17 protein-coding genes, 1 tRNA gene, 1 other RNA gene and 1 pseudogene are annotated in these 22,314 nt (G+C 66.3%); 11 read left to right on the forward strand and 9 right to left on the reverse strand.

Features of this window, described 5'->3' with window-relative positions:
• Positions 1-738 precede the first annotated feature (738 nt).
• Positions 739-2,367: pseudogene (locus tag OHB26_RS10205) on the reverse strand (DNA polymerase III subunit gamma and tau); the annotation flags it as partial.
• Positions 2,368-2,795: 428 nt separating this feature from the next.
• Between OHB26_RS10205 and OHB26_RS10210 the strand changes: the two are divergent.
• Both OHB26_RS10210 and OHB26_RS10215 read left to right on the forward strand, forming a co-directional pair.
• A complete protein-coding gene (locus tag OHB26_RS10210) occupies positions 2,796-3,629 on the forward strand; it encodes a hypothetical protein (RefSeq protein WP_330183948.1) in 834 nt (277 codons plus the stop codon).
• Positions 3,630-3,734: 105 nt separating this feature from the next.
• Positions 3,735-5,024 (forward strand): ammonium transporter, encoded by a 1,290-nt coding sequence (locus OHB26_RS10215; RefSeq protein WP_330183949.1) that lies wholly within the window; start codon positions 3,735-3,737, stop codon positions 5,022-5,024.
• Positions 5,025-5,081: 57 nt separating this feature from the next.
• On the opposite strand, the gene OHB26_RS10220 is transcribed toward OHB26_RS10215, so the two are convergent.
• On the reverse strand, positions 5,082-6,416 hold the full coding sequence (locus tag OHB26_RS10220; protein ID WP_330183950.1) for a neutral zinc metallopeptidase: 1,335 nt from the start codon (positions 6,414-6,416) through the stop codon (positions 5,082-5,084).
• A 78-nt stretch (positions 6,417-6,494) separates the two neighbouring features.
• Between OHB26_RS10220 and OHB26_RS10225 the strand changes: the two genes are divergently transcribed.
• Positions 6,495-8,090, forward strand: coding sequence for a DUF2207 family protein (locus OHB26_RS10225; protein ID WP_330183951.1), 1,596 nt, complete (start codon positions 6,495-6,497; stop codon positions 8,088-8,090).
• A 329-nt stretch (positions 8,091-8,419) separates the two neighbouring features.
• Positions 8,420-9,694, forward strand: coding sequence for an ROK family protein (locus OHB26_RS10230; RefSeq protein ID WP_330183952.1), 1,275 nt, complete (start codon positions 8,420-8,422; stop codon positions 9,692-9,694).
• Between the two features lie 110 nt (positions 9,695-9,804).
• Here OHB26_RS10230 and OHB26_RS10235 read toward each other — a convergent pair whose 3' ends face one another.
• Positions 9,805-10,383 (reverse strand): HhH-GPD-type base excision DNA repair protein, encoded by a 579-nt coding sequence (locus OHB26_RS10235; protein WP_330185569.1) that lies wholly within the window; start codon positions 10,381-10,383, stop codon positions 9,805-9,807.
• A 97-nt stretch (positions 10,384-10,480) separates the two neighbouring features.
• On the opposite strand from OHB26_RS10235, the gene OHB26_RS10240 reads away from it, so the two are divergent.
• Complete coding sequence (locus OHB26_RS10240; protein ID WP_330183953.1) at positions 10,481-11,314, forward strand: methyltransferase domain-containing protein; 834 nt, start codon at positions 10,481-10,483, stop codon at positions 11,312-11,314.
• Positions 11,315-11,451: 137 nt separating this feature from the next.
• Here OHB26_RS10240 and OHB26_RS10245 read toward each other — a convergent pair whose 3' ends face one another.
• Entirely contained in the window at positions 11,452-12,747 is a 1,296-nt protein-coding gene (locus tag OHB26_RS10245) for an aminotransferase class I/II-fold pyridoxal phosphate-dependent enzyme (protein ID WP_330183954.1), read from the reverse strand.
• Between the two features lie 136 nt (positions 12,748-12,883).
• An RNA gene (gene ffs, locus OHB26_RS10250) (signal recognition particle sRNA small type) lies at positions 12,884-12,978 on the reverse strand.
• 966 nt (positions 12,979-13,944) lie between these two features.
• On the opposite strand from ffs, the gene OHB26_RS10255 reads away from it, so the two are divergent.
• On the forward strand, positions 13,945-14,940 hold the full coding sequence (locus OHB26_RS10255; protein WP_330183955.1) for a hypothetical protein: 996 nt from the start codon (positions 13,945-13,947) through the stop codon (positions 14,938-14,940).
• A gap of 63 nt (positions 14,941-15,003) precedes the next feature.
• Positions 15,004-15,088, forward strand: a tRNA-Ser gene (locus tag OHB26_RS10260).
• Between the two features lie 72 nt (positions 15,089-15,160).
• On the opposite strand, the gene OHB26_RS10265 is transcribed toward OHB26_RS10260, so the two are convergent.
• Entirely contained in the window at positions 15,161-15,346 is a 186-nt protein-coding gene (locus OHB26_RS10265; RefSeq protein WP_330183956.1) for a hypothetical protein, read from the reverse strand.
• Between the two features lie 32 nt (positions 15,347-15,378).
• Positions 15,379-16,797, reverse strand: coding sequence for a wax ester/triacylglycerol synthase domain-containing protein (locus tag OHB26_RS10270; protein ID WP_330183957.1), 1,419 nt, complete (start codon positions 16,795-16,797; stop codon positions 15,379-15,381).
• A 97-nt stretch (positions 16,798-16,894) separates the two neighbouring features.
• Between OHB26_RS10270 and qcrB the strand changes: the two genes are divergently transcribed.
• Positions 16,895-18,508 carry a cytochrome bc1 complex cytochrome b subunit gene (qcrB, locus tag OHB26_RS10275; protein WP_330183958.1) on the forward strand — a complete coding sequence of 538 codons (1,614 nt, stop codon included), beginning with the start codon at positions 16,895-16,897 and terminating at the stop codon, positions 18,506-18,508.
• A gap of 96 nt (positions 18,509-18,604) precedes the next feature.
• Here qcrB and OHB26_RS10280 read toward each other — a convergent pair whose 3' ends face one another.
• On the reverse strand, positions 18,605-18,814 hold the full coding sequence (locus OHB26_RS10280; RefSeq protein WP_330183959.1) for a DUF397 domain-containing protein: 210 nt from the start codon (positions 18,812-18,814) through the stop codon (positions 18,605-18,607).
• A 397-nt stretch (positions 18,815-19,211) separates the two neighbouring features.
• Between OHB26_RS10280 and OHB26_RS10285 the strand changes: the two genes are divergently transcribed.
• The 3 genes from OHB26_RS10285 to OHB26_RS10295 all read left to right on the forward strand — a co-directional run bounded on the left by OHB26_RS10285 (position 19,212) and on the right by OHB26_RS10295 (position 21,590).
• Entirely contained in the window at positions 19,212-19,706 is a 495-nt protein-coding gene (locus tag OHB26_RS10285) for a DUF309 domain-containing protein (RefSeq protein WP_330183960.1), read from the forward strand.
• Positions 19,707-19,838: 132 nt separating this feature from the next.
• Entirely contained in the window at positions 19,839-20,753 is a 915-nt protein-coding gene (gene gluQRS, locus OHB26_RS10290) for a tRNA glutamyl-Q(34) synthetase GluQRS (RefSeq protein ID WP_442942894.1), read from the forward strand.
• Between the two features lie 51 nt (positions 20,754-20,804).
• Positions 20,805-21,590, forward strand: coding sequence for an RDD family protein (locus OHB26_RS10295; protein WP_330183961.1), 786 nt, complete (start codon positions 20,805-20,807; stop codon positions 21,588-21,590).
• 69 nt (positions 21,591-21,659) lie between these two features.
• Here OHB26_RS10295 and OHB26_RS10300 read toward each other — a convergent pair whose 3' ends face one another.
• Positions 21,660-22,307, reverse strand: a complete 648-nt coding sequence (locus OHB26_RS10300; protein WP_330183962.1) for a DUF4190 domain-containing protein — start codon at positions 22,305-22,307, stop codon at positions 21,660-21,662.
• Positions 22,308-22,314: the final 7 nt, after the last annotated feature.

Raw genomic sequence — 22,314 nt, forward strand, 5'->3', positions numbered from 1 at the left:
CGCGACGTATTCGGGCGCGACAGCTTCGGGCACGACAGCAAGATCCGGCGCGACCGCATGGGGTTCCGGCGCGGGTTCGGCAGCACTGGCCATTTCGGCGAGCGGAGCGTCCGCGGCGCCCGGGCCGACCTGCGCATCGACCACCGACGCGGGTTCTCCACCTGTGGGAACTCCCGCCGATGTGGTGCCGTCGGCCACGGTCGCGTCGGCCGCACTCTCCGCCGCGAACTGGGCGACAACCTCGGAAACGGCTGCCGCACCACCGGATTCACTCGCGAACGCGAATGCGGGCAGCGGATCATCCGCCACCGCGGCATCGGATTCGTCGACGTCCACACCGAGCGCCATTTGATTGGGATCGATCTCGACGACATCGGGATCCGCGACGGGCTCCGCCGCCGCGGGCGCGGGAGCAGGCGGCTGTTGACTACTCGAAACCATCTGCGGCACAGGTATATCCAGCGTCGGTTCAGACTCTTCGTTCGAGGCGTACACAACAGCATCGGACGAATCACCCTGCGGCACAGCGGTTTCCGCGGTCGGTGTGGCCGCTTCCGCATCCGACGACACCGAATCTCCGGCCGAGGGGTCCACAACGGGAACACGGACGGCATTCATCTCCGGCGGGCGAACTGCGGCAACGGGCGTTCGAGCCGGCGAATCACCCTGCGGCGCAGTGGTATCCACTGCGATCGGCGACGCGACCGGCTGCGACGTGGCGGCCGAGTTCTGATTTTGCGCGGCCGCAACAGGAGCCTGTGCCCGCACGGTGGGTGCGGGCGGCCGAGCGGAATCGGGTTCCGGCTGAACCGGGGCCTGGGCCTGCTGCGGAGTGGTCGGGGTCGGGGCGGATCGTGGCTGCCGCATGGGCGGAGCCACCGGCGCTTGCGGAGCCACCGGCGTTTCGGGGACGGACGCAGGCGGAGTGGCGGCCACGGGAGCGGAGGCGGGCGGGGTGGGCTGAACGGGCGGAGGCGTGCGTGTCAGCGGGGGAGCTGGTGCGGGCGGGGTGGCGGCCTGCTGCTGTTGCGGGGTGGTGGGAGTGGTTGCGCCGCCGCGATTTTCGCGCAGGGCTGCCAGGGCCTCCGCGCCGCGGCGGCGGGGAGCGCCACCTGCGGGGGGCGCTGACGTGGGTGCGGCGGGGGCCGACGACGTGGGGGCCGACGCGGGCGCGGCCGGGGCCGTCGAGTGGGTGGCCGGGGGCATGGCTCCGCCGGACATGCGGCGCTCGAGGGTTTCGAGGCGTTGCAGGGTGGCGGTTTCGGCGTCGGAGGCGGCGGGCAGGAGCATGCGGGCCGCTACGACTTCGAGGAGGAGGCGGGGGGCCGTCGCGCCGCGCATATCGCCGAGGCCATCGTGCAGGAGTTCGGCGTGGCGGGCGAGGGTGGCCGGCCCGAGGCGGGCGGCCTGGTCCTGCATGCGGGCGATCACATCGCCGGGGCCGGTGACCAGGTTGCGTTCGGTGGCGTCGGGGACGGCGCGCAGCAGGATCAGGTCGCGGAGGCGTTCGAGCAGGTCGGTGGCGAAACGGCGGGGGTCGTGGCCCGCCTCGACGACGCGGTCGATGGTGCCGAACAGGGCCGCGCCGTCGGAGTTGGCGAGGGCGTCGACGGCGTCGTCGATGAGCGCCACGTCGGTGACGCCGAGCAGGGAGACGGCGCGGGGATAGGTGACGCCCTCGGGGCCGGCACCGGCGAGCAGCTGGTCCAGCACGCTGAGACTGTCACGCGGGGAGCCGCCGCCCGCGCGAATCACCAACGGGTACACCGACTCTTCGACCTCGACATGCTCCTGCTCACAGATCTTGCCGAGCAGGCCGCGCATGGTGGCGGGCGGGAGCAGGCGGAAGGGGTAGTGGTGGGTGCGCGAGCGGATGGTGGGGAGCACCTTGTCCGGCTCGGTGGTGGCGAAGACGAAGATCAGGTGGGCGGGCGGCTCTTCCACGATCTTGAGCAGCGCGTTGAAGCCCGCGGTGGTGACCATATGCGCCTCGTCGACGATGAAGACGCGGTAGCGGGATTCGGCGGGCGCGTAGAAGGCGCGGTCGCGGAGTTCGCGGGTGTCGTCGACGCCACCGTGGCTCGCGGCGTCGAGTTCGATGACATCGAGATTGCCGGAGCCGCCGGGACCCAGCGCCACACAGGACGAGCACACCCCGCACGGGGTGGAGGTCGGCCCCTGCGCACAGTTGAGTGAGCGCGCGAGAATGCGCGCGGAGGAGGTCTTGCCGCATCCGCGCGGGCCGGAGAACAGGTAGGCATGACTGATCCGCCCGGTGTCGAGCGCGATGCTCAGGGGATCGGTGACGTGCTCCTGCCCCACCACTTCAGCGAACGTTGCCGGTCGGTACTTCCGGTACAGAGCCACGGCCACGAGGGTACCGAGTACCTCCGACATCGAACGATTCACCGCCCGCGCGGCTCCCGGTGCGTCCGACTCCACCACGCCGGGGCGTCAAACTGTGGGGTATGTCACATCCATTCTGGATGCCCGTTCGATACCGACCGGGCTGAACTCGATATTGCTGATGCCCATGAGCAAATTCTTGGCGTGGGTGTCCAGGGGAGATAGCCGGACACTGCATCCGCCCAAGATCGCCATTTACGGATGCGTGTTCGGTTTCAACTCCACAGACCGGACATAACGATCCAGTTAACCGATGCGGCAAGATCGCAATCGTTTGGCTACCGTGGACATCGGCAACTTCGGTAGCCAAACCTTCATCAGGTTGGTGGCCCCGGCCGGTCCCTCATCCCGACCGGGGCACAACCAAATTTCTTTGGAGGAACTCCCAAGTGCCGTCGCACGACGACATCGCAGAAGCCTGGCTCTCCAGCACCGAATTCGCCGGTGATCTCGCCGCGGTCGGACTGCTCAGTCGAGCCATCAGCCCGCAGAACTACGACATCAAGCGGGATTCGCTACCGGTGTCGGCCGCCGCCGATCCGGCCACCGCGGGCGCCATTCTCGAGCTGCTACAGCGCGGTCAGGTACCGACGCTGGCGGCGATCGAAACCCACCTCGTGCAGAACGATATGCGCGCCGAGGCCGAGCGCATCGAACGCCTGGGCCGCCGCGCCCAGCGCAGTGTCGACGATTTCGGCCGGGTGCTGGCCAAACTCACCGACGAGTACTGGACCGCGCACGGCACCGGCCCCACCCGCCGGGACATTCTGCTGTCGGAGCCGATCGTGGAGTTGATCCGGGATCGGGTGGGCGATATCCCGCCGACGGCGGTCAAACATCTCTGGTTGATCGAGCGGGCGCAGCGCGCGGGCTGGATCGCCTATCACGCGACGCCCCGATCCCTTTGTGCCGGAAGGCGTTTCCACGCCGCGCGGTTCGGCAATCGGGTGTCACTGCGTCCGGTGAACGCGATCGGCACGCTGGTGGCGGCGTATCTGCGCGATCAGGTGGCCGAGCACGGCCGTCCGCCGCGCTGGTCGGTGCTGGCGTATGAGCTGCGTGATGATCGCGGTCGCCGCGTGTTCAACGACACAGCGGATGCGCGCGCTCAGCAGCAGTGGCTGACCACGGCGGAGTGGATGGCGCTGGAAGAGGATCTGCCCGTCCCCGGACCGCGTGGAATGCGGGCATTGTCGCGCAAAAACAAAGAACGGCGCGGCTGAAACCTGTTACGTACAGGTATCCAACTTCTCATTTTCGTAACAGCGCGGAAACGTGAGTTTTCGGTAACTTCCCTGCAACGCGATAACGCGCGGAAGGAGTTACCCATGAACATCGATCCGGCCGCCACGGCCTGGCTGCTCGCGGCCACCGCCATGGTGCTACTCATGACGCCCGGCCTGGCTATCTTCTACGGCGGCATGGTGCGCTCCAGTGGCGTGCTGAACATGCTCATGATGAGTTTCATCTCGATTCCGCTGGTCACCGTGGTGTGGCTGGTGGCGGGGTACAGCCTGGCGTTCGGGGATGACGCGGGTGGCGGGCTCATCGGAAATCTCGGTCATTTCGGACTTTCCGGAATTGATCCCACGACTGTGCACGCGGGCAGCGGAATTCCGGAACTGCTCTTCGTGACCTTCCAGCTGACTTTCGCGATTCTCACCGTGGCACTGGTCAGCGGCGCGATTGCCGATCGCGCCAAATTCTCCGCGTGGATGATCTTCGTTCCGGTGTGGGCGCTCATCGTGTACGCACCCATCGCGCACTGGGTGTGGACGCCCGACGGCTGGCTGGCCTCGCTCGGCACCCTGGATTACGCGGGTGGCCTGGTCGTCGAGATCGCCTCGGGCGCTTCGGCACTGGCGATGGCGATCGTGCTCGGCCCGCGTATCGGCTTCAAGGTCGACGCCATGCGCCCGCACAATCTGCCGTTCGTGCTGCTGGGTGCGGGTCTGCTGTGGTTCGGCTGGTTCGGTTTCAATGCCGGTTCGGCCCTGGCCGCCAATGCGACCGCCGCGGCGGTCTTCCTCAATACGCTGGTGGCGGGGTGTCTGGGCATGCTGGGCTGGCTCATTGTCGAGCAGGTGCGTGACGGTCGCCCGACCACCTTCGGTGCGGCATCGGGTGCGGTGGCCGGTCTGGTCGCCATCACCCCGTCCTGCGGTTCGGTGAACACCATGGGCGCGCTGATCGTCGGTGTCGTGGCGGGCACGGTGTGTTCGTTCGCGGTGGGCTGGAAGTTCAAGGGCGGCTTCGACGATTCGCTCGATGTGGTCGGCGTGCACTTCGTCGGCGGCATTGTGGGCACGCTGCTCATCGGTTTCCTGGCCAATCGCGCCATGACGGGCCAGGGCGGTGCGGAGGGGCTGCTGTACGGCGGCGGGCTCGGTCAGCTGGGTAAGCAGCTGGTTGGCGTTGTCACGGTGGCGGCCTTCGCCTTCGCCGTGTCGTTCGCACTGGGCAAGGTGATCGACAAGACCATCGGATTCCGGGTGAGCCGCGAGGAGGAGATCGGCGGTATCGACTTCGCGCTGCATGCCGAGACCGCGTACGCCGAGGGCGTGAACGGGCACGGGCATCAGGTCAAGCGGATCGGCGAGGGGCCGTTCGGGCACTGAGTCGAAGGAACCGGAACGGCCGGGGTGGCGAATTACTCGCCGCCCCGGCCGTTTTCGTCAGTTCACCTTGTTGGTCGGGGCCGCGAAGGTGTTGCACCGCACCGTGCGGTTCTTGTCGTAGCCGAGCTCGAACCACGCGCCGCCGTTCTGGGAGGTGCCGTGGTCGCGCATATCCCCGGCGGCGTCCCCGCGGTGGTACATGTCATTGCGGGCGACGCCGACCTGGGCGTTGCTCAGGGAGCCGCCGCTGTTCGAGGACGACAGGAACATGCCGTCGAAGCAGTTGGCCTGAAGTTCGGTGCGGCGGGACAGTTCCAGGCCGGTGTCGCTGCGCGCGCCCGCCTCTCGGCGCTGGGTGTGCACTTTGCCGAGGATGCCGGATTCGGCTTGGACGTGATGGCCGTATTCGTGTGCGAACACCGACAGGTAGACCACCCAGTTGTTCTTGTAGATCTCGGTCTGCAACTGGCTGATCGGCAGATAGATGGTCATATCGGCCGAGCAGTAGAAGGCGGCGAAGTTGCTGCTGTTGCCGGTGCACAGGGTGGTGATACCGCTGGTGGTGGCCGAGACATTCAGCTTGGGCGGCTGGAACGGCAGGTTGATGTCGTCGAAGAGCGGTTTCCAGGCTTGCGCGAGACAGCTTGCGGCCGTTTCGAAGAACGTGCGTGCGACCTCGACGTCGGTGCCCCAGGGCGAATAGTCGCACTTCTCCGGAATCAGTGTGAGGCTGTCATCGGTGACCAGCGGATTGTCCGAGGTCTTGGCGACACCGGCGTTCTCACTGCCCGGATCGTTGCTGTAGCCGGTCTGTACCTTGTCGCCGGTTCCCAAGGCGCTCAAGCCGGTTCGGATGGCGGTGCGCAACACGACGGTGGAGGCCAGCAGGATGAGAATGACGACCAGGGTGCCCCAGCGGCGACGGCGCGGCGGCGCGGGCCGCTGCTGCGCGGGCATACCGGTCTGGGTGTGCGCGGCGGGCGGCGGCATGGGTGGGCGGTAGGCGGGCTGCCGCGGTTGGGCGAAGGTGGGCGGCGGGCCGTGCCCCTGCTGCGGCGGAAACCCTTGTCGCTGTGGATAACCCGAACGCTGTGGATAACCGGTGCGCGGTTGCATCGGGAAACCGCCGGGCGGGGCGTACGGTCCGGACGGCTGCACCGGATAGCCACCGGGTTGTGAGGGATAACCCCCGGGCCCCGGTGGATAACCGCCGGGTTGGGATGGCTGCTGTGGACGCCCCGGCTGATGCGGACGCCCGCCGGGCTGCGGTGGATAACCGGACGGATTGCCATGCGGCGGTTGTCCGGGCGGCTGTTGGGCGCGGCGCGGATCCGGCTCCGCGGGCCAGCCACCCGGTGTGTTCGGCCCATAGCCGGACGGTGGGCGAGTCATACCCCCGCACCCCCTCGTTCTGAACCGATAGCCGACAGCCGCTGAGGAAGAATAGCAAGCTGGCTAGAGTGACCATCCATGCAGATTTTTCGGGGCGGCGTCCTCGTGGCGCTGCTGCTCGCGCTGGCGGGAGTAGCAGCCCCGGCCGCCCAGTCGCAGCAGCCCGACGGGGTCAAGATCACCGCCGACGTGGATCTCGGCGACGATGGTCTGCTGCGGGTGGTGGAAACCGTGGAAGTGCCGCAGGGCAGCGAGTTCCGGCAGGTGCTGCCGTTGCGGGTGCAGGTCACCGAGGCCGTGCAGCGCACCTTTCAGGTGTCCGATATCGAGGCCACCGGTGATGGTGAGGCCACCGTCGCGGATGACCGGTTCACCATTGCCGCGCGTTCGGGGCAGGTGACGTTCAAATACACGGTGCACAATACGGTCGCCGATTCCGGTGGTGCGCAGACGTTCCGGTGGAGCGGGGTGCTCAATACCGATGTGGCGTCGATCAGTGTCACCATGACCAGTCCGGATTTCCGGATGGGTGTCACCAAGTGCACGATCGGCCCGCCCGGAAAGGCGGAGGACTGCGCGGATATTCGCGTCGAGCCCGATGGGGTGGCGCATTTGGAGAAGACCGATCTGCGCAAGGGCGATCTGATCGATGTGACCCTGCAGGTGCCGCCGGGCACGGTCAAGGCCAATGCCGATATCCAGGATGACGATGCGCCCGGTCCGTTCTCACTGACCGGTCCGGTGTTCGCGGCGTTCGGGGTGCTGTTGGCCGCGCTGGCGGCGGCGGGCGGATATGTGGTGTGGGCGCGCAGGCAGCAGCCGGCGGGGACGCAGGTGCTGGATCCGCTGCAGCGCAACGGTAATCGGGTGCAGTTCACCTCCCCCGACGGCATTCTGCCCGGTACGGCCGGACTGCTGGTGGACGGTTATGTGGATGCCCCGGATATGGCGGCCACCGTGGTGGATCTGGCGGTGCGCAGTTATCTCTGGGTCGCGGTCATCGGTGAATCCGATTGGCGGATCAGCCGGATGAATCCGATCGATGATCGGCTCACCGCGTCCGAACGCGCCGTGTACGAGGCGTTCCTGCCCGAGGGCACCGATGCGGTACTGCTGTCGAATCTGCGGGACAAGGTGAATGTGCGGACGGTGCGCCGCACCCTGATCGACGAGGCGACCGCGCAGGGCAGTTTCATCGACCGCACGCGCAAGGGTTTCGAATTCTGGCTCGGGGCAACGCTTGTCGTCGCCGGTGCGATCACCACGCTCGCGCTGGCGCTCGGTCCAGGTCACGCTCTGATCGGGGTGGCATTGATCCTGGGTGGGGTGGCGGCACTGCTGCTCCCCCGCTACCTGCCGTCCCGCACCGCGCTCGGGCGAGAGTTGGCCGAGCGGGTGCAAGCTATGCTGCGCAGCCTCGATACCGTTGTGCCACAGCAACTTCCGCCGCCCGATCAGGAGATGATCTTCTCCCGCGCGCTGCCGTTCATGGTGGCCGGACGCCGCACCGACCAGTGGGTGCGGACCTTCCGGAATCTGAATCCCACCGATGACGGCACCCCCGGCCTGTACTGGTTCGGCGGTTTCGAGGCCGATCATGACCTGTACCAGTTCGCCGCGCACTTCCCGTACTTCATCACCGAGCTGGAGAAGCTGTTCGCCGACGCGATCTGACTCGGCGTGAGGTGCCACTCATTTCTCGAGATATGAGAGAACCGGTTCCGCCGTCCTCGCGCGGAGTGTTAACTTTGTGCACATGTCTGCCAACCACACTTATGTCGCACGGGTCACTTATGTGACCGTGGCGCTGGGTGTGCGGCTGCCTCGCCAGCGGGAACTGTGTTGCCCCTGCCTGCCCGCAGCCGAGTTCTGACCTCGTTCCGCCTCGAATCCTCGTTGATTCGGCACCCGTTCCGGGCCTCCTCGCTGCACCGCTGAAATCTCTTCGTGTAGGCATTCGTCCCCCTGTGCCCAGGTCGGGACCGCAGCAAGGACTTCACATAATGACCAGTCCGACCCTGGAAAAACGCACCCGCGGCGCTGTCACCACCGCTCGTCCGGCCCCGGCCCGCCCCGCGGTGCCGCCGGAGCTTCGCATGACCGACAATCCGGCCGCGGCAGTGCTGCGGGCGGCGACGCGCGGCCCGATCTTCCGCGATATCGCCGCACAGAGCACAGGTTTGAGCATCGCCACGGTGAATCGCCAAGTCTCGGCGCTGCTTTCGGCCGGTCTACTGCGTGAGCGCGCCGATCTGACCGCCTCCGGCGCGGTCGGCCGTCCGCGAATTCCGTTCGAGGTCGATACCGATTCGTTCGTGACCCTGGGCGTGCATATCGGCTCCACGCTCACCCGGATCGTGGCCGCCGATCTCTCCGGCCGGATTCTGGGCGGACTCGAAATCGCCACGCCCCAAACGGATCAGGACGCGGCACTGACCATAGTGGCGCGCAGCGCCAAGGCCTTCCTGGATCGACTGCCGCGCCGTCGTCCGCTGTGGACGGGTGTGGCGCTGGCGGGCCGGGTCGATCCGGCCGCCGGTGTGGTGGATCATCCGCGCCTGGGCTGGCAGGCCGCGCCGGTGGCGGCGGTCTTCAGCGGTGTGCTGGATCTGCCGGTCTCGGTCTCCGCGCATGTGGAGGCCATGGCCGCCTCGGAACTGCTGCTGGCCGGTCGCGAACCCGGTGCGGGGCCGCGACCGGGTTCGAGTCTGTACATCTACGCGCGGGAAACCGCCGGTATCGCTGTGACCCTGCATGATCGGGTGCATACGCCCGCGAATGGTCCGGGCTCCATCGCGCACCTGCCGACCGGCTCGGATGCCGATTGCACCTGCGGCCGGCGCGGTTGCTTGGAGGCCACCATCGGTGAGCGCTTCTTCCTGGAGCGGGCGGTGCGCCGCGGTCTGCTGCCCAAGCCGGAGGCGCAGCGCCGTCCGGTGATCGCCGATCTGTACCGGGCAGCCGACGCGGGTACGGCCGCCGCGCGCGACGCACTGCTGGAGCGGGCCGAAATCCTCGGGCGCACAGCGGCTCTGGTGCGGGATATGTTCAATCCCGATCGGGTGGTGCTGGGCGGTCAGGGTTTCACCGGGTATCGGCCCGGAATGGAGCGGGTGGCACAGGCTTTCGCCGAGAGCAGCACACTGCCGACGGCGGATCTGCGGATCAGCCGATTCGGTGGGCGGGTGCAGGAGTTCGCGGCGGCGGTCACCTCGCTCAGCGTGTTCTACGCCGACCCGGTGTCGGCCATGCGCCGGGCCATTCGCACCGCGCGTTAGTTCAACGACTCCGAGGTCACACCGTCAAATCTCGGCCGCGAGCATCGAGCAGACCGCGCGACTACCGGAGCTGAAAACACAGCTTGATTCGATCGATCGCGCACGAGGTACTACTTCGCCTTGGCGGCGGCCTTGGCCTGTTTCTTGAATTCCCGGACCTGGGAAAGGGATTCGGCATCGACGACATCGGCGACCGAACGGCGGGAGTTGTCCTCGCCGTACGCACCGGCGGCCTCGCGCCAGCCCTTGCCCGTGAATCCTTTCTGTTTGCCCAAGAGCGCCAGGAAGATTCGGGCCTTCTGATCACCGAAACCGGGAAGCGCCTTGAGCCGCTTCAGAACTTCCTTGCCATCCGGATCGCCGACCGTCCACAGGCCCGAGGTTTCCCCGTCGTAATTCTCGACGATGAAATGCGCCAGCTCCTGCACGCGGCGGGCCATCGAGCGACCGTAGCGGTGGATGGCGGGCGGGGTCGCGGCCAACTCCTCGAATTCGGCGGGATCGGCGGCGGCGATTTTGCCGATATCGAACCCGCCCATCCGATCGGCGACCTTCTGCGGGCCACGGAACGCGTGTTCCATGGGGAACTGCTGATCCAGCGTCATACCCACCAAAAGCGCGAAATCGTCCGCCGAGAGCAAGGCGTCGGCGGCGGGGTCCTGAGCGATACACACAGCGCGGCTCACCATGCGGCGATTCTCCCACCCATCCCACGTTGCGGTGACCCGGGTCACGACTACGCTCGTCGGCATGCCCGACACCATGGCTATTTCTAGAGTGGGAACCATGCCGCACGATGGCGCTGGGTTCGGCTCACGACCGGACCGTTTCGACCGCGACGGCCAGGATCAACTGGTCGATGTCCAGGATTTGCAGGCCGCCCTACCCGGAATTCGGCGACTGCGGAACTGGGCGCAGGACGCCCTGGCCCTGCAACCCGGTGAGAGTGCCGTCGATATCGGCTCCGGAACCGGCTCCGAGGTCTTCGCCTTCGCCGACCGGGTGGGTCCCACCGGGACCGCGCTCGGCGTCGAGCCCGACCCGCAATTGCTCAACGCCGCCGAACGCCGCGCCAAGCAGCACGAATCCACCGCCAAATTCGTCTCCGGGGACGCCTACGGCCTGCCGTTCGGCAGTGAGACCTTCGACGCGGCGCTGTGTGAGCGCGTCTTCCAGCATCTGACCTCGCCCGCCCGCGCGGCCGGTGAGATCGCCCGGGTACTCAAGCCGGGCGGGCGCGTGGTGGTCATGGACAGCGACTGGGGCACCGCGATCGTGCACCCCGGCGACCGCGATGTGGTGCGGCAGGTCATCGAGACCATGGTCGCCGGAACCACCAACCCCTACGCCGGACGGCGGCTCGCCGGACAGCTCACCGCGGCCGGACTGGTCGTGGACGATATCGGCTCGCACGCGCTCGTACAGGAGAGCGGGATCGGCGCGGGTGCGCTGGTCGCGCGGATCGCGGATATGGCGGTGGCGCGCGGATCGATCACCGAGCCGCAGCGCGATCAGCTCATCGCCGATCTGGAGGCGGGCGCCGCCAGCGGTGACATTCACCTCTCGGTGACCATCTTCGCGGTGCTGGCCCACAAGCAGTCCGCCTCCCCGAACCTTTAGCGCAGCACTCAGGTGCGCCAACCGCCGGCACGCGTGCCGGCGGTTGGCGCGTGGGCACCTTCCGCCGCCCCCGACGAGTTACCCCCAACTCACGAAATCAGTTGTCACGACCCGTAACCGCTCGCCGTGTTCGGCGTTCAGCCGGCGATACCCAGCAGCTTCTCGGTGGCGGCGAGCACTACGCAGGTCGCCAGGCCGTCCATGGCCTGCTCCAGCTCACCCAGCGACGGGAAGCTGGGGGCGATGCGAATGTTCTTGTCATCCACGTCTTTTCCGTACGGGTAGGACGAGCCCGCCGGAGTCAGCGCGATACCCGCCTCCTTGGCCAGCGCCACCACCCGGGTCGCGGTGCCCTCCAGCACATCCAGGCTGATGAAATAGCCGCCCTTGGGTTCGGTCCAGGACGCCACCTTCGAGGCGCCGAGACGGTCTTCCAGGATGCGCAGCACCAGTTTGAACTTCGGCTCCAGAATGGCGCGATGCTTCTGCATATGCGTGCGCACACCCTCGGCATCGCCGAAGAAGCGCAGGTGACGCAGCTGATTCACCTTGTCCGGGCCGATGCTCTTCCTACCGGCGTGCCCGAGATACCAGTCCAGGTTCGCGGTCGAGGAGCCGAAGAAGCTCACACCGGAACCGGCGAAGGTGATCTTCGAGGTGGAGGCGAAGACGTAGGGACGGTTCGGGTTTCCGGCCGCGGCGGCCATACCCAACACATCCAGCACCGGATCGGCGGTATCGGTGAGCGGGTGCACCGCATACGCGTTGTCCCAGAACAGGCGGAAGTCCGGGGCGGCGGTCGGCATCGAAACCAGTTCCCGCGTAACGGCTTCGGAGAAGGTGACACCGGTCGGGTTGGAGTAGTTCGGCACCGCCCACAGACCCTTGATACTCGAATCCGTGGCGACCAGCTCGGCGATGGCGTGCACATCCGGGCCGTCATGATCCATCGGAATCGGGATCATCTCGAAGCCGAGCGATTCGGTGATGGCGAAGTGCCGGTCGTAACCCGGTGCGGGACACAGGAACTTGAGCGCTGGCTCATCCGCCCAGCGGCGAGTGGAGTCGGCATTGCCGTGCAGCATGGAGAACACGATCACGTCGTGCATGAGCTCCAGGCTGGCATTGTTCCCGGCCAGCAGGTTCGACACCGGGATGCCGAGCAGTTCGCCGAAGATGGCGCGCAGCTCCGGAAGACCGTGCAGGCCACCGTAATTGCGCACATCGGTGCCATTGCCGTCGCGGTAGTCGGCATTGCCCGGCAGCGACAGCAGGTCCAGCGACAGGTCGAGCTGCTCGGGCGCGGGCTTACCGCGGGTAATGTCCAGCGTCAGCTTTTCGGTCTTGAGCTTCGCGTAGTTCGCGGTCTGCGTCTCGTGTTCGGATACGAGTTCCGCATGGCTCATCAAACCGATCTGCGTCTGCCGAGGCATCAGTGCAGCCTTTCCAGGGGCTAGGGGCAATGTACGTGGGCCGCATGACGACCCAACCGGTCACGTTACTTGGTGGGCGGGGCCGAGGGGGAGCTATATATCGCCCTCGCACACTCGGAGAATTCGGCCCGGAAATTAAAGGGGACCCAGCGCACCCGGCAGAGCCCATTGACCCTTGCTGCCTTCCGGCCCTGGGGGAGTTCACAGGATGCGCGCCGCGCTGGATCCGTCGGCCAGTGTAGCGGCTCTCCGCTGCCTTCGCCGCCGGGGGTCAGCTCTTTCCCGAATCTCTAACGAACGTACGTTCGAGTTAGTGCACTGAGGCGATGGATCCCACCCCCTATCCCAGGTCGCAGGACTGCGATGATGAGCGACGTGGGTAAGTTCCGGCGCCGGTCCCCGTTCGTCGTTGCCACACCTGCGGGGGTACGAATTCGTACCCGTCTGCATTTCACCCCCGGTGAAGCCGAAACACTGCGCGAGATAGGGGATTTCAACGGCCGGCTCTATCGCCGCGAACTCGCCGCACGTATCGAGCAGGGCGCGCTGGACCGCAAGCAACAGGCCGACTATCGGGCCGAACGTAAACGCGCCCTGACCATCGACACCTCATCGCGATGGGCCGGGGCGATAACGGGCAACCCGGTCGGCGAGCCCGCCACAATCACCATGGCAGGTCAGGGATTTTCGGCACCACGGCGGGACGGGCACCTCCGAGCCGCGATCGGCGCCCTGCTGGACCAGGCTGAATACGGCGGGTGCACGACGATCGTGATCGAGGACCTCAATTTCGGTGACGCCCGCAGCACAGGCCGCGGAACGATGGGACGCGGACAGTCCGGTCCTGCGGTCACCACCCATCACGGGGCGGCTGTGGCGATCGGTCGACGCGGACTCGGGATGAAATTGTCGCGTCACTCGAGCGGTCCCCGTCACGCACAGCGGAGCGTGCCGGGCCAGCCCTCGCCCCTGGCGGCAATTTCGCACCGAGCACGCGTGGAGGATGACCAGCCCTGCCTCACCCCCAGCCCCACGGGAGGCCGGAATGGTCTGGCAGCAAGCAATATCCGCCGGCGGCCAAGACCGTTCGGGCCGCAGGTGAGCGATCACCACTATCACTCACCAACTAGGAATGGTCGTTACGATCCTTTCGACATCGCGGGGTCGCCCCGCTCAGTACCGGAGGGGAAACCAGTAGTGACGAGCTCAGGACCCGGCGGACCGCAGGATCCCGCCAATCACCAGGAGACCGCGCAGTGGTGGGCCACCCCGCCCACGGGTACCGATGCGGGGCAGCCGGTGGTCGGCGCGGATCCCACCATGCTCAACTACGGCACCGCCGGGGCGCAGTACACCCCACCGGCACAGGCGTTTCCGCCCGCGCAGGGATATCAGTCCGCGCCGGCGTATCAGCAGCCCGTGCCGCCGGTCGGGTATTCGCAGCCGCAGCAACAGCAGCCGCAGTTCGCTCCGCCGCAGCCACCCATGAACGGTGGCTACAACTACGCACCGCCGCCGTCGGGTGGCGGGGGCAAGGCGGGCTGGATCATCGGCCTCGTGGTGGGTCTGGTGGTGATCGTCGGCATCGGGATCGGCGTGATCGCGCTCACCAGCAAGGACAAGCCGATCAGCCCGCTCGGTGATGACAAGAAGAAGGCCATGGACGGCAACTACGGCATGGACAAGGTCGGCAACGCGTGCAGCCTGATCGATCCGACCGTGCTGACCAAGTGGTCCACCACCTCCAAGGGCAGTCCCGAACACTCCGAGACCAAGCCCACCGATTACAGCGGCGGCCGCCTGTCCTGCACCGCCGGGTACTCCAGCCAGTCCAGCACCAGCAAATACCACACCAATGAGGCTGATATCAGCCTCGACGTGAACTTCAACAGTGCGTACGGCAAGCCCGACTACGACTCCTGGAAGTCCTACGACACCGGCACCACCGGCAGCGGTCGCTCCTCCGGTGACGTCACCGGACTGGGCTCACAGGCGTACTGGCATGCCGAAACCCGCGACTACTCCTCCTTCACCGTGCTCGACTACACGGTCGCCGCGCAGGACAGCAATGTGTCGGTCAAGGTGAAGATCAGCGTCGACCGCGGCAGCGGCGAGACCATTACCAAGGATGACATCGCTCAGATCGCCAAAGACCAGGTCCAGAAGGCTTTGGACGGCCTCCGCAAGAAGTAGCGGGGCCGCCCGCGATCCTCGCGATTTGCTTTCCGCAGGGGGTCCCCCGGTATATTGCTCCACGGAGGATTCGCCTAGTGGCCTATGGCGCTCGCCTGGAACGCGGGTTGGGTTAACGCCCTCAGGGGTTCAAATCCCCTATCCTCCGCTCACGAGGCCCCCACCGAACCAGTTTCGGTGGGGGCCTTCGTCATTCCCACGAGTCGGGAAGTAACGCATTTCACACCTCGTTACCGCCTCGGCCGGCGAGGAAGCGCAACAGGTCGGGATCCGCGGAGATCAGGCGGTCGACTTCTTCGCCACCGGTGCATTGGTACAGCCCCACGGTGACGGGAGGGCCGAGGGAGAGCACACGCCAGATCGCACCGCAGTCTTCCCAACGCCGCAGGATCTCCACCGGCTCCATGCACCGATGCTGACCCGAATCCCGCTCGCGCGCTACTCGGCGAGGGCTTCGATCACTTCGGTCAGGGCCGCGTCCAACAGGTCCGCATAGGTTTCGAGGTCGGGGATGGCTGCGGGGTCGGCATGCAGGGAGAGGGTGAGGTTGGGGCCCAGGGTGTGCAGGCCGTGGGTCAGGCGCATTACCGAGCCGGTGGCGGGGAAGCCCGCGGTGAAGTGGGATCGGCCATCGGCGAAGGTCAGGTCGGTGGGGCCGCGGTGGACGCTGGAGATTACGGTGTGGCCCGAAACCCGTTCGGGGAGAACGTCTATCGGGTAGGTGGATACGTCTCGGTGCAGGATGGGGGCGGGGAGGGCCTCGGTTGCTCCGGAGCGGGCCTCCTGGAGCGGGTGCAGGGCGCGTTGGCGACGGGCGGCCAGGTCCGCGGCTATCAGGGTGGCTCGGCGGACGAGATTCGGCTCCCGGATGGACAGGTCTGTCGAGAGGTCTCGGTAGCTGTTGCGGGGACCGGAGTCGGCGGCAACCGACATGGGGATTTGGGCCAGGAGGGTTTCGGCGGGATCACCGTGGGTGGCGAGGTAGCGCTGCAGGGCCAGGGAGATGGCGGTGGCGGCTACGACGGTGACGGTGTGGCCGGGGATTCTCAGCTCCTGGGCGGGGCGGACGATCATGCGGGCGGTATGCGTCTCCGGGGCGGAACCGTTGCCGTTCAGAAGATTTGGCGATGCACCCGTAGGTGGGGGTGGGATCACACCGGCTGCCGTCAGCTCGGCGAGGCGTTGTTCGGCACGGTACGCGGAGAAGCCTCGGATTATGGTGCGCGCCATCGCGATTGGGAATTCCGTGATGGCGCGAGCAGTGTGCGGCCAGCCGGTGGGGCCTATGCGGTCGAGCAGATTCGGAAGGGACCGGCTGTTCTCGGCCGTTACCGGTTGGCTGGGCGAAGGGGTGAAGAGCGCCCGAGCGAGAGCGGCGGCGCGGCGACCGTCGGCCAAGGCGTGGGAGATTTGCAGGACCGCTATCAGGGCCGGTTCTTCGGGGGCGAAGGTGGGCGCGCCCTGGATGTCGCGGAAGACGTGCAGGCGCCAGGGGCGGTGGGCCGCGTCCAGCCCGGTGGCGAGCAGGGTACCCAGGGCGGCGGTCAGGTGGGACCAGTCGGCCACGGGTAGTTCATGTTCGGCGAACTGCTCATCAATGAATTCGCAAGTCGCCCAAATCGGATACGCAATGTTTGCAGGGGTATCCAGCACGCGCACCAGCAAATCTGGAATATCGGCGACCCGATTCGCGAGGGCGGCGCGGAGCTCCGCCGTGGACCGGCCGGTATCGGCGAAGGCGTAGAGCAGGAACAGATCATTGGGGGTGCGGGCGGAGAGCCAGTACATGGTGGCGTCCCGCGGCGTCAGCGCGGTGCCGTGCCGCGGGGATGGAGCGGGACCGGGCACGCGATTCACCGGAGGAGCCTATCGAAAGGCCATACGGCCCAGCCGGTCTGGGTGCTACCGTGTGTAGTAGAAGCCTTACCATTCTCTTCGGGGGCGGGTGACCGCAATGGCAACTCGTAATCGTCTGGCCGAACAAGCCGATGCGGCGGATGAGCGGTATCAGGCCGCGGCATTCGTCAAAAGATCGATCAACAAGGTGTTTCCGACCCATTGGTCGTTCCTGCTCGGTGAAATAGCGCTCTACAGCTTCATAATTCTGTTGCTCTCCGGCGTCTATTTGACCTTGTTCTTCGACCCCTCCATGCAGGAGGTGGTCTACGACGGGGCATTTCAACCATTACGCGGTGTAACCATGTCCCGCGCCTACGAATCCGCACTCGATATCTCCTTCGATGTGCGCGGCGGACTCTTCGTGCGCCAGGTACACCACTGGTCCGCACTACTGTTCTCCGCCTCCATGATCGTGCACCTGTGCCGTGTCTTCTTCACCGGCGCGTTCCGCAAGCCCCGCGAGGCCAACTGGGTGATCGGCGCGATCCTGCTGATCCTGGCCATGTTCGAGGGTTTCTTCGGTTACTCCCTCCCGGACGACCTGCTGTCCGGCACCGGATTGCGCGCCGCCTTCGCGGGCATCAGCATGAGCGCGCCCGTTATCGGCACCTGGCTGCAATGGCTCATGTTCGGCGGCGACTTCCCCGGCGACATCATCATTCCGCGGCTCTACATCGCACATGTACTGCTCATTCCCGGAATCATGCTGGCGCTCATAGCCGCTCATATCGCCCTGGTCTGGTATCAGAAGCACACCCAATACCCGGGCCCCGGCCGCACCGAGCGCAATGTGATCGGCACCCGCATCGTGCCCGTCTTCTCACTGGACCAGGGCGCGTTCTTCGCCTTCACCCTCGGCGTCCTGGCCATTATGGGTGGTGTGCTCCAGATCAATCCGATCTGGAACCTGGGGCCCTACAACCCATCCCAGGTCTCCGCGGGCACCCAACCGGACTTCTACATGATGTGGACGGACGGCTTCCTACGCCTGTTCCCCGCCTGGGAACTGCATATCTTCGGCCATATGGTGCCCGGCGCGTTCTCGGTCGCACTGGCGATGCCGCTGATCTTCGCCGCGCTCATCACCTATCCGTGGATCGAGAAACGGCTGACCGGGGACACCGCCAGACACAATCTGCTGCAACGACCACGAGATGTGCCGGTGCGCACGGCAATCGGGGCCATGTCGCTGACGTTCTACCTGGTGCTCACCCTGGCCTGCGTCAACGACATCATCGCGCTGCAATTCCATATCTCGCTGAACGCGACGACCTGGGGTTTCCGCATCGCACTGCTGTTCCTGCCGCCACTGGCCTATCTCGCCGCCTACCGACTCTGCCTCGGCCTGCAGCGCGGTGACCGCGCGGTGCTCGAGCACGGCATCGAAACCGGTGTGGTGCGCCGACTTCCACACGGCGAGTACATCGAACTGCATCAACCGCTCGGACCCGTGGATGAACACGGGCATCCGATACCGCTCGAGTATCAGGGCGCGAAGGTGCCGCGCAAGATGAACGAACTGGGCATTGCCGGAAGACCCGGAACCGGCAGCTTCTTCCGCGCCGATTCACCCGCCGAACGCGAGCAGAACGCCGAGGTCGAGCGGGAGGCCGAGCATAAACAGCTGGCGGTGCTGCGACGCGCGCAAAGCGACGGGAATGGGCATTGAACCCGCTGTAGCGCAGCTGGTTCCGGCACCGAAGCAGTGAAAAGCCCCGAGTCCGAATCGACTCGGGGCCCTGTTTTCTCGGTTCAGCCGGCCTGATCAGGCTCGCTTGAACTCCCCGTCGAATACGCCCGAGAGGAACGCATCCCACTCGCCCGGGGTGAAAGCCAAGACAGGGCCTGCGCCGTGCTGCTTACTGTCACGCACCCCGACATTGCCGTCTACGAGAAAAGCGACCTCTACACAGTTGCCGTTGGGGCCGCTATGTTTGCTCTTGCGCCATACGGCGCCTGTGAAATCCACATTCACTGTACTAGCTCCTTTGCTGCGTCATGCACGAGATCTTGCTGGCATCGATCTTGGTGACGCTGGCATCCAACGAGATTCGTGGATCCTGCGTACGCCGCGAGTTGCACGCAACCTCTCCGTACAACCTGCTCTCTGCACTTCACGATGGGAATGCACCCCCGATGGCTCTTCCCGCGCTAAACACTAGCAGGGTTCGTCATAAGGAGATCGCATTCTTTCGTTTTCAATCAGCAAATTTGCGGCAAGGTTAGCCAGCTAATTATTAGCCCGGAAATAGCCCACAAATTGAGCGCATAAATAATGAAGTCCGCAATTAGGTTGTCGATGGATTAGCGGATCTCCTGGCTATCCTCGCCCGCACCGGCGGCCGACACCGGCGTGCTGGATCATGGAGCGCATGGGCGAACAGCCGCAGGATGAGACCGGACGCGACCGCGACGACGACGGGCGGGCTCGAAATGCCCGGCCGCGTGACAGATTCGGCCGACCGCTGCCCTTCGGCAGCACCGGTGTCCCGCGCATACCCGATGATCTCCAGCTCACCTCCGAGGAGACCCTCGACTACGCACAGCGCCTACTCGACGAGGGCCTGGCATTCAACGCGCACGAGGTACTCGAGGCCGCCTGGAAGAACGGTCCGTTCGCCGAACGGATGCTGTGGCAGGGACTCGCACAGTACGCCGTTGGCCTGACCCACATTCAACGCGGAAATTCGAAGGGCGCTCGCACGCTGCTCGAACGCGCGGCGCAGCGCCTCACAGCCTTCGGACCTCCTCCGTACGGTATCGACAGCGCCGGACTCATCACCCGCGCCCAGACCCTGCTCGCCGCGCTCGACCAGCAGAAACCGCTGTCGGAGACCGATCTCAGCCCGCAGCTGCGGATTCACTGAGACCGCAATCGCACTGCCACTTCGCATTCCGCGTATGCGCCCGCAAGGCTGCGAAGGACCGGCCCGTCGGCGAAGACTGCGAAGCCGGGCCCTCGCGTCCACTCCCGGGCAACCCGCCTAGCATTGGCGATCGTGCCCGGATTCGGACGATTCGCCCCCAGTCCCTCAGGTGATCTGCACCTGGGGAATCTGCGCACCGCACTGCTCGCCTGGCTCTTCGCCCGCTCGACCGGGCGCGGATTCCTGATTCGGCTGGAAGACCTGGATCGGGTGAAAGCCGGTGCGGCCGAACGCCAACTGGCCGACCTCGCCGCCATCGGCCTCGACTGGCAAGAACCCGTCGTCCGGCAATCCGAACGCCTGCCGCGCTACGAGGACGCCATCGCGCGCCTCACCGCCGCCGGGCGCACCTATGAATGCTTCTGCACGCGAAAGGAAATCCAGCAGGCCGTCACCGCGCCGCACGAACCCATGGGCGCGTATCCGGGCACCTGTCGCGATCTCACCGAAAACGAACGCGCACAACGGCGTGCGCAGGGCAGACCAGCGGCCTTACGCCTGCGCGCCGATATCACCGAGCTGGAGATCACCGATGAGCTGCTCGGCAGCTATCGCGGCGCGGTCGACGATCTGGTGCTGCGCCGCGGCGACGGCAGCCCGGCCTACAACCTCGCGGTGGTGGTCGACGACGCGGCCCAGGGCATCGACCAGGTGGTGCGCGGTGACGACCTGCTGCCCTCCACCCCACGTCAGGTGTACCTGGCCACCCTGCTCGGGCTGCCCGTACCCCATTACGCGCATGTCCCCCTGGTGCTCAACACCTCCGGAGCCCGCCTGGCCAAACGCGACGGCGCGGTCACCCTGCACGATCGGATCGCCCGCGGCGAGACCCCGACGCAGGTTTTCCACGCTCTCGCAGCCTCACTGGGCTACCCCGACGCAACCACAACCTCCCAGTTACTGACCAGATTCCGGCCGGACACCTTGCCGAAAGAACCATGGAGACTCGACCCCGACGGCTTGTTGCAACCCTGGTCAGGTCCGTAACGTACGCACTCGACCCAGATCCGAACGAATTCGACGAGGACGGCGAACACAATGACGAGCGGTGGGTACGACCCCAACCAGTATCCGCAGGGCGGCCAGCCGTACGGGCAGCAGCCGTACCCGCAGGACCAGCCTTACGGCGGACAGCAGCAGCCCTACGGACAGCAGCCCCAGCAGCCTTATGGTCAGTCCGATCCCTACGGTCAGCAGCCGCAGCAGCCCTACGGGCAGCAGCCGCCGTCGGATCCGTACGGTCAGCAGCAGCCGCCGGCCTACGGCCAGCAGCCCGGCTTCGGCCAGCAGCCGCCGTCCGACCCCTACAACCAGCAGCCGCAGTTCGGTCAGCAGCCGGGCTACGGACAGCAGCCGTACCAGCCGTACGGCGGCCAGCCGGGTTACAACGCACCGGGTTTCGGTGGCGGCGCCCAGCCGGGTGACCTGTGGCTGCGCCTCGCCGCGCGCATTATCGACAGCCTGATCGTCGGTATCCCGGCCGGAATCATCTACGCCATTCTTCCGGGCAAGCTCGGCTGGGCCTGGGAGGTGCTGGTCCCGGTTCTGCTCTTCGGTTACTTCGTACTGCTGGAGAGCTCGCAGGGCGCGACCTTCGGCAAGAAGATTCTGGGCCTGAAGGTGCTCGCCCCCGGCGGCGGCAATGTGGACCCGGCCACCTCGGCCAAGCGCAACCTGTTCGTGCTGGTCCAGCTGATCCCGTGCCTGGGCTGGCTGGTCAGCATCGGTGCGCAGATCTACATCGCGGTCACCATCGAGCAGGACCCGAACAAGCAGGGCTGGCATGACAAGTTCGCCGGCGGCACCCAGGTCGTCAAGGGCTGACGACAGTAACCCGAAGCGGGGCGCATCCATTCGAATGGATGCGCCCCGCTTTCGTTTTCGGTACCCGAGCTAGGAGCCGCCCGCGCCGATGAACGCGGCACCGATGATCAGCCACAACAGAATGCCCAGCGCCAACCCCGCCGCGCCCACCCAGATACCGCCCTGCGCGAGACCGCGACCGTCCTGTCCGGACTGCTTCACCTGATTCAGCGCCACCACACCGAGCACCAGGCCCACCAGCGAACCAATCGGTAAGAAGCAGAAGAACAGGGTGGACAGACCCAGCACCGAGACGATCAGCGAGGCGATGGCCAGGCCGTTGGTACCCAGCCCCTGTGCCTGATAGCCGTAGGGCTGATACCCGGGTGGCCGATAGGCGGGTAGCGGCTGGCCGTACGCGCCGGGCTGCTGGAACCCACCGGAGTTGGGCTGCGCGAACCCACCCGAATTCGGCTGTGCGAACCCACCGGAGTTGGGCTGCGCGTAACCACCGGACGAATGCTGTTGCGGCGGAGGATAAGTCGGATACTGCGGCTGCGAGGCCGGATCCACCGGAGGATATTGCAGCGGCTGCTGCCCGGGCGTCCCCGGCGGCTTCTGGAGATTCGGCGCGGAAGAGTATCCGGCCGGTGGTGGAGTCGGCGGCGCGGCCTCGCTGGGTGCGCTGTCACCCCCGTACTGCTTCCACCACTCGTCGGAATCGCCGGGTTGCGTCATTGTGCAA

It is taken from the genome of Nocardia sp. NBC_01503, assembly GCF_036327755.1.
In the GTDB taxonomy this organism is placed as follows: Bacteria; Actinomycetota; Actinomycetes; order Mycobacteriales; family Mycobacteriaceae; genus Nocardia.

What these genes read in the sequence shown, in the direction of transcription:
- OHB26_RS10245 (WP_330183954.1), bottom strand. Translation starts at nt 12,747, where the DNA reads ATGCCTCGGCAGACGCAGATCGGTTTGATGAGCCATGCGGAACTCGTA.
- OHB26_RS10230 (WP_330183952.1), top strand. Translation starts at nt 8,420, where the DNA reads ATGACCAGTCCGACCCTGGAAAAACGCACCCGCGGCGCTGTCACCACC.
- qcrB (WP_330183958.1), top strand. Translation starts at nt 16,895, where the DNA reads ATGGCAACTCGTAATCGTCTGGCCGAACAAGCCGATGCGGCGGATGAG.
- OHB26_RS10240 (WP_330183953.1), top strand. Translation starts at nt 10,481, where the DNA reads ATGCCGCACGATGGCGCTGGGTTCGGCTCACGACCGGACCGTTTCGAC.
- OHB26_RS10295 (WP_330183961.1), top strand. Translation starts at nt 20,805, where the DNA reads ATGACGAGCGGTGGGTACGACCCCAACCAGTATCCGCAGGGCGGCCAG.
- OHB26_RS10225 (WP_330183951.1), top strand. Translation starts at nt 6,495, where the DNA reads ATGCAGATTTTTCGGGGCGGCGTCCTCGTGGCGCTGCTGCTCGCGCTG.
- OHB26_RS10220 (WP_330183950.1), bottom strand. Translation starts at nt 6,416, where the DNA reads ATGACTCGCCCACCGTCCGGCTATGGGCCGAACACACCGGGTGGCTGG.
- OHB26_RS10215 (WP_330183949.1), top strand. Translation starts at nt 3,735, where the DNA reads ATGAACATCGATCCGGCCGCCACGGCCTGGCTGCTCGCGGCCACCGCC.
- OHB26_RS10285 (WP_330183960.1), top strand. Translation starts at nt 19,212, where the DNA reads ATGGGCGAACAGCCGCAGGATGAGACCGGACGCGACCGCGACGACGAC.
- OHB26_RS10235 (WP_330185569.1), bottom strand. Translation starts at nt 10,383, where the DNA reads ATGGTGAGCCGCGCTGTGTGTATCGCTCAGGACCCCGCCGCCGACGCC.
- OHB26_RS10300 (WP_330183962.1), bottom strand. Translation starts at nt 22,307, where the DNA reads ATGACGCAACCCGGCGATTCCGACGAGTGGTGGAAGCAGTACGGGGGT.
- OHB26_RS10265 (WP_330183956.1), bottom strand. Translation starts at nt 15,346, where the DNA reads ATGGAGCCGGTGGAGATCCTGCGGCGTTGGGAAGACTGCGGTGCGATC.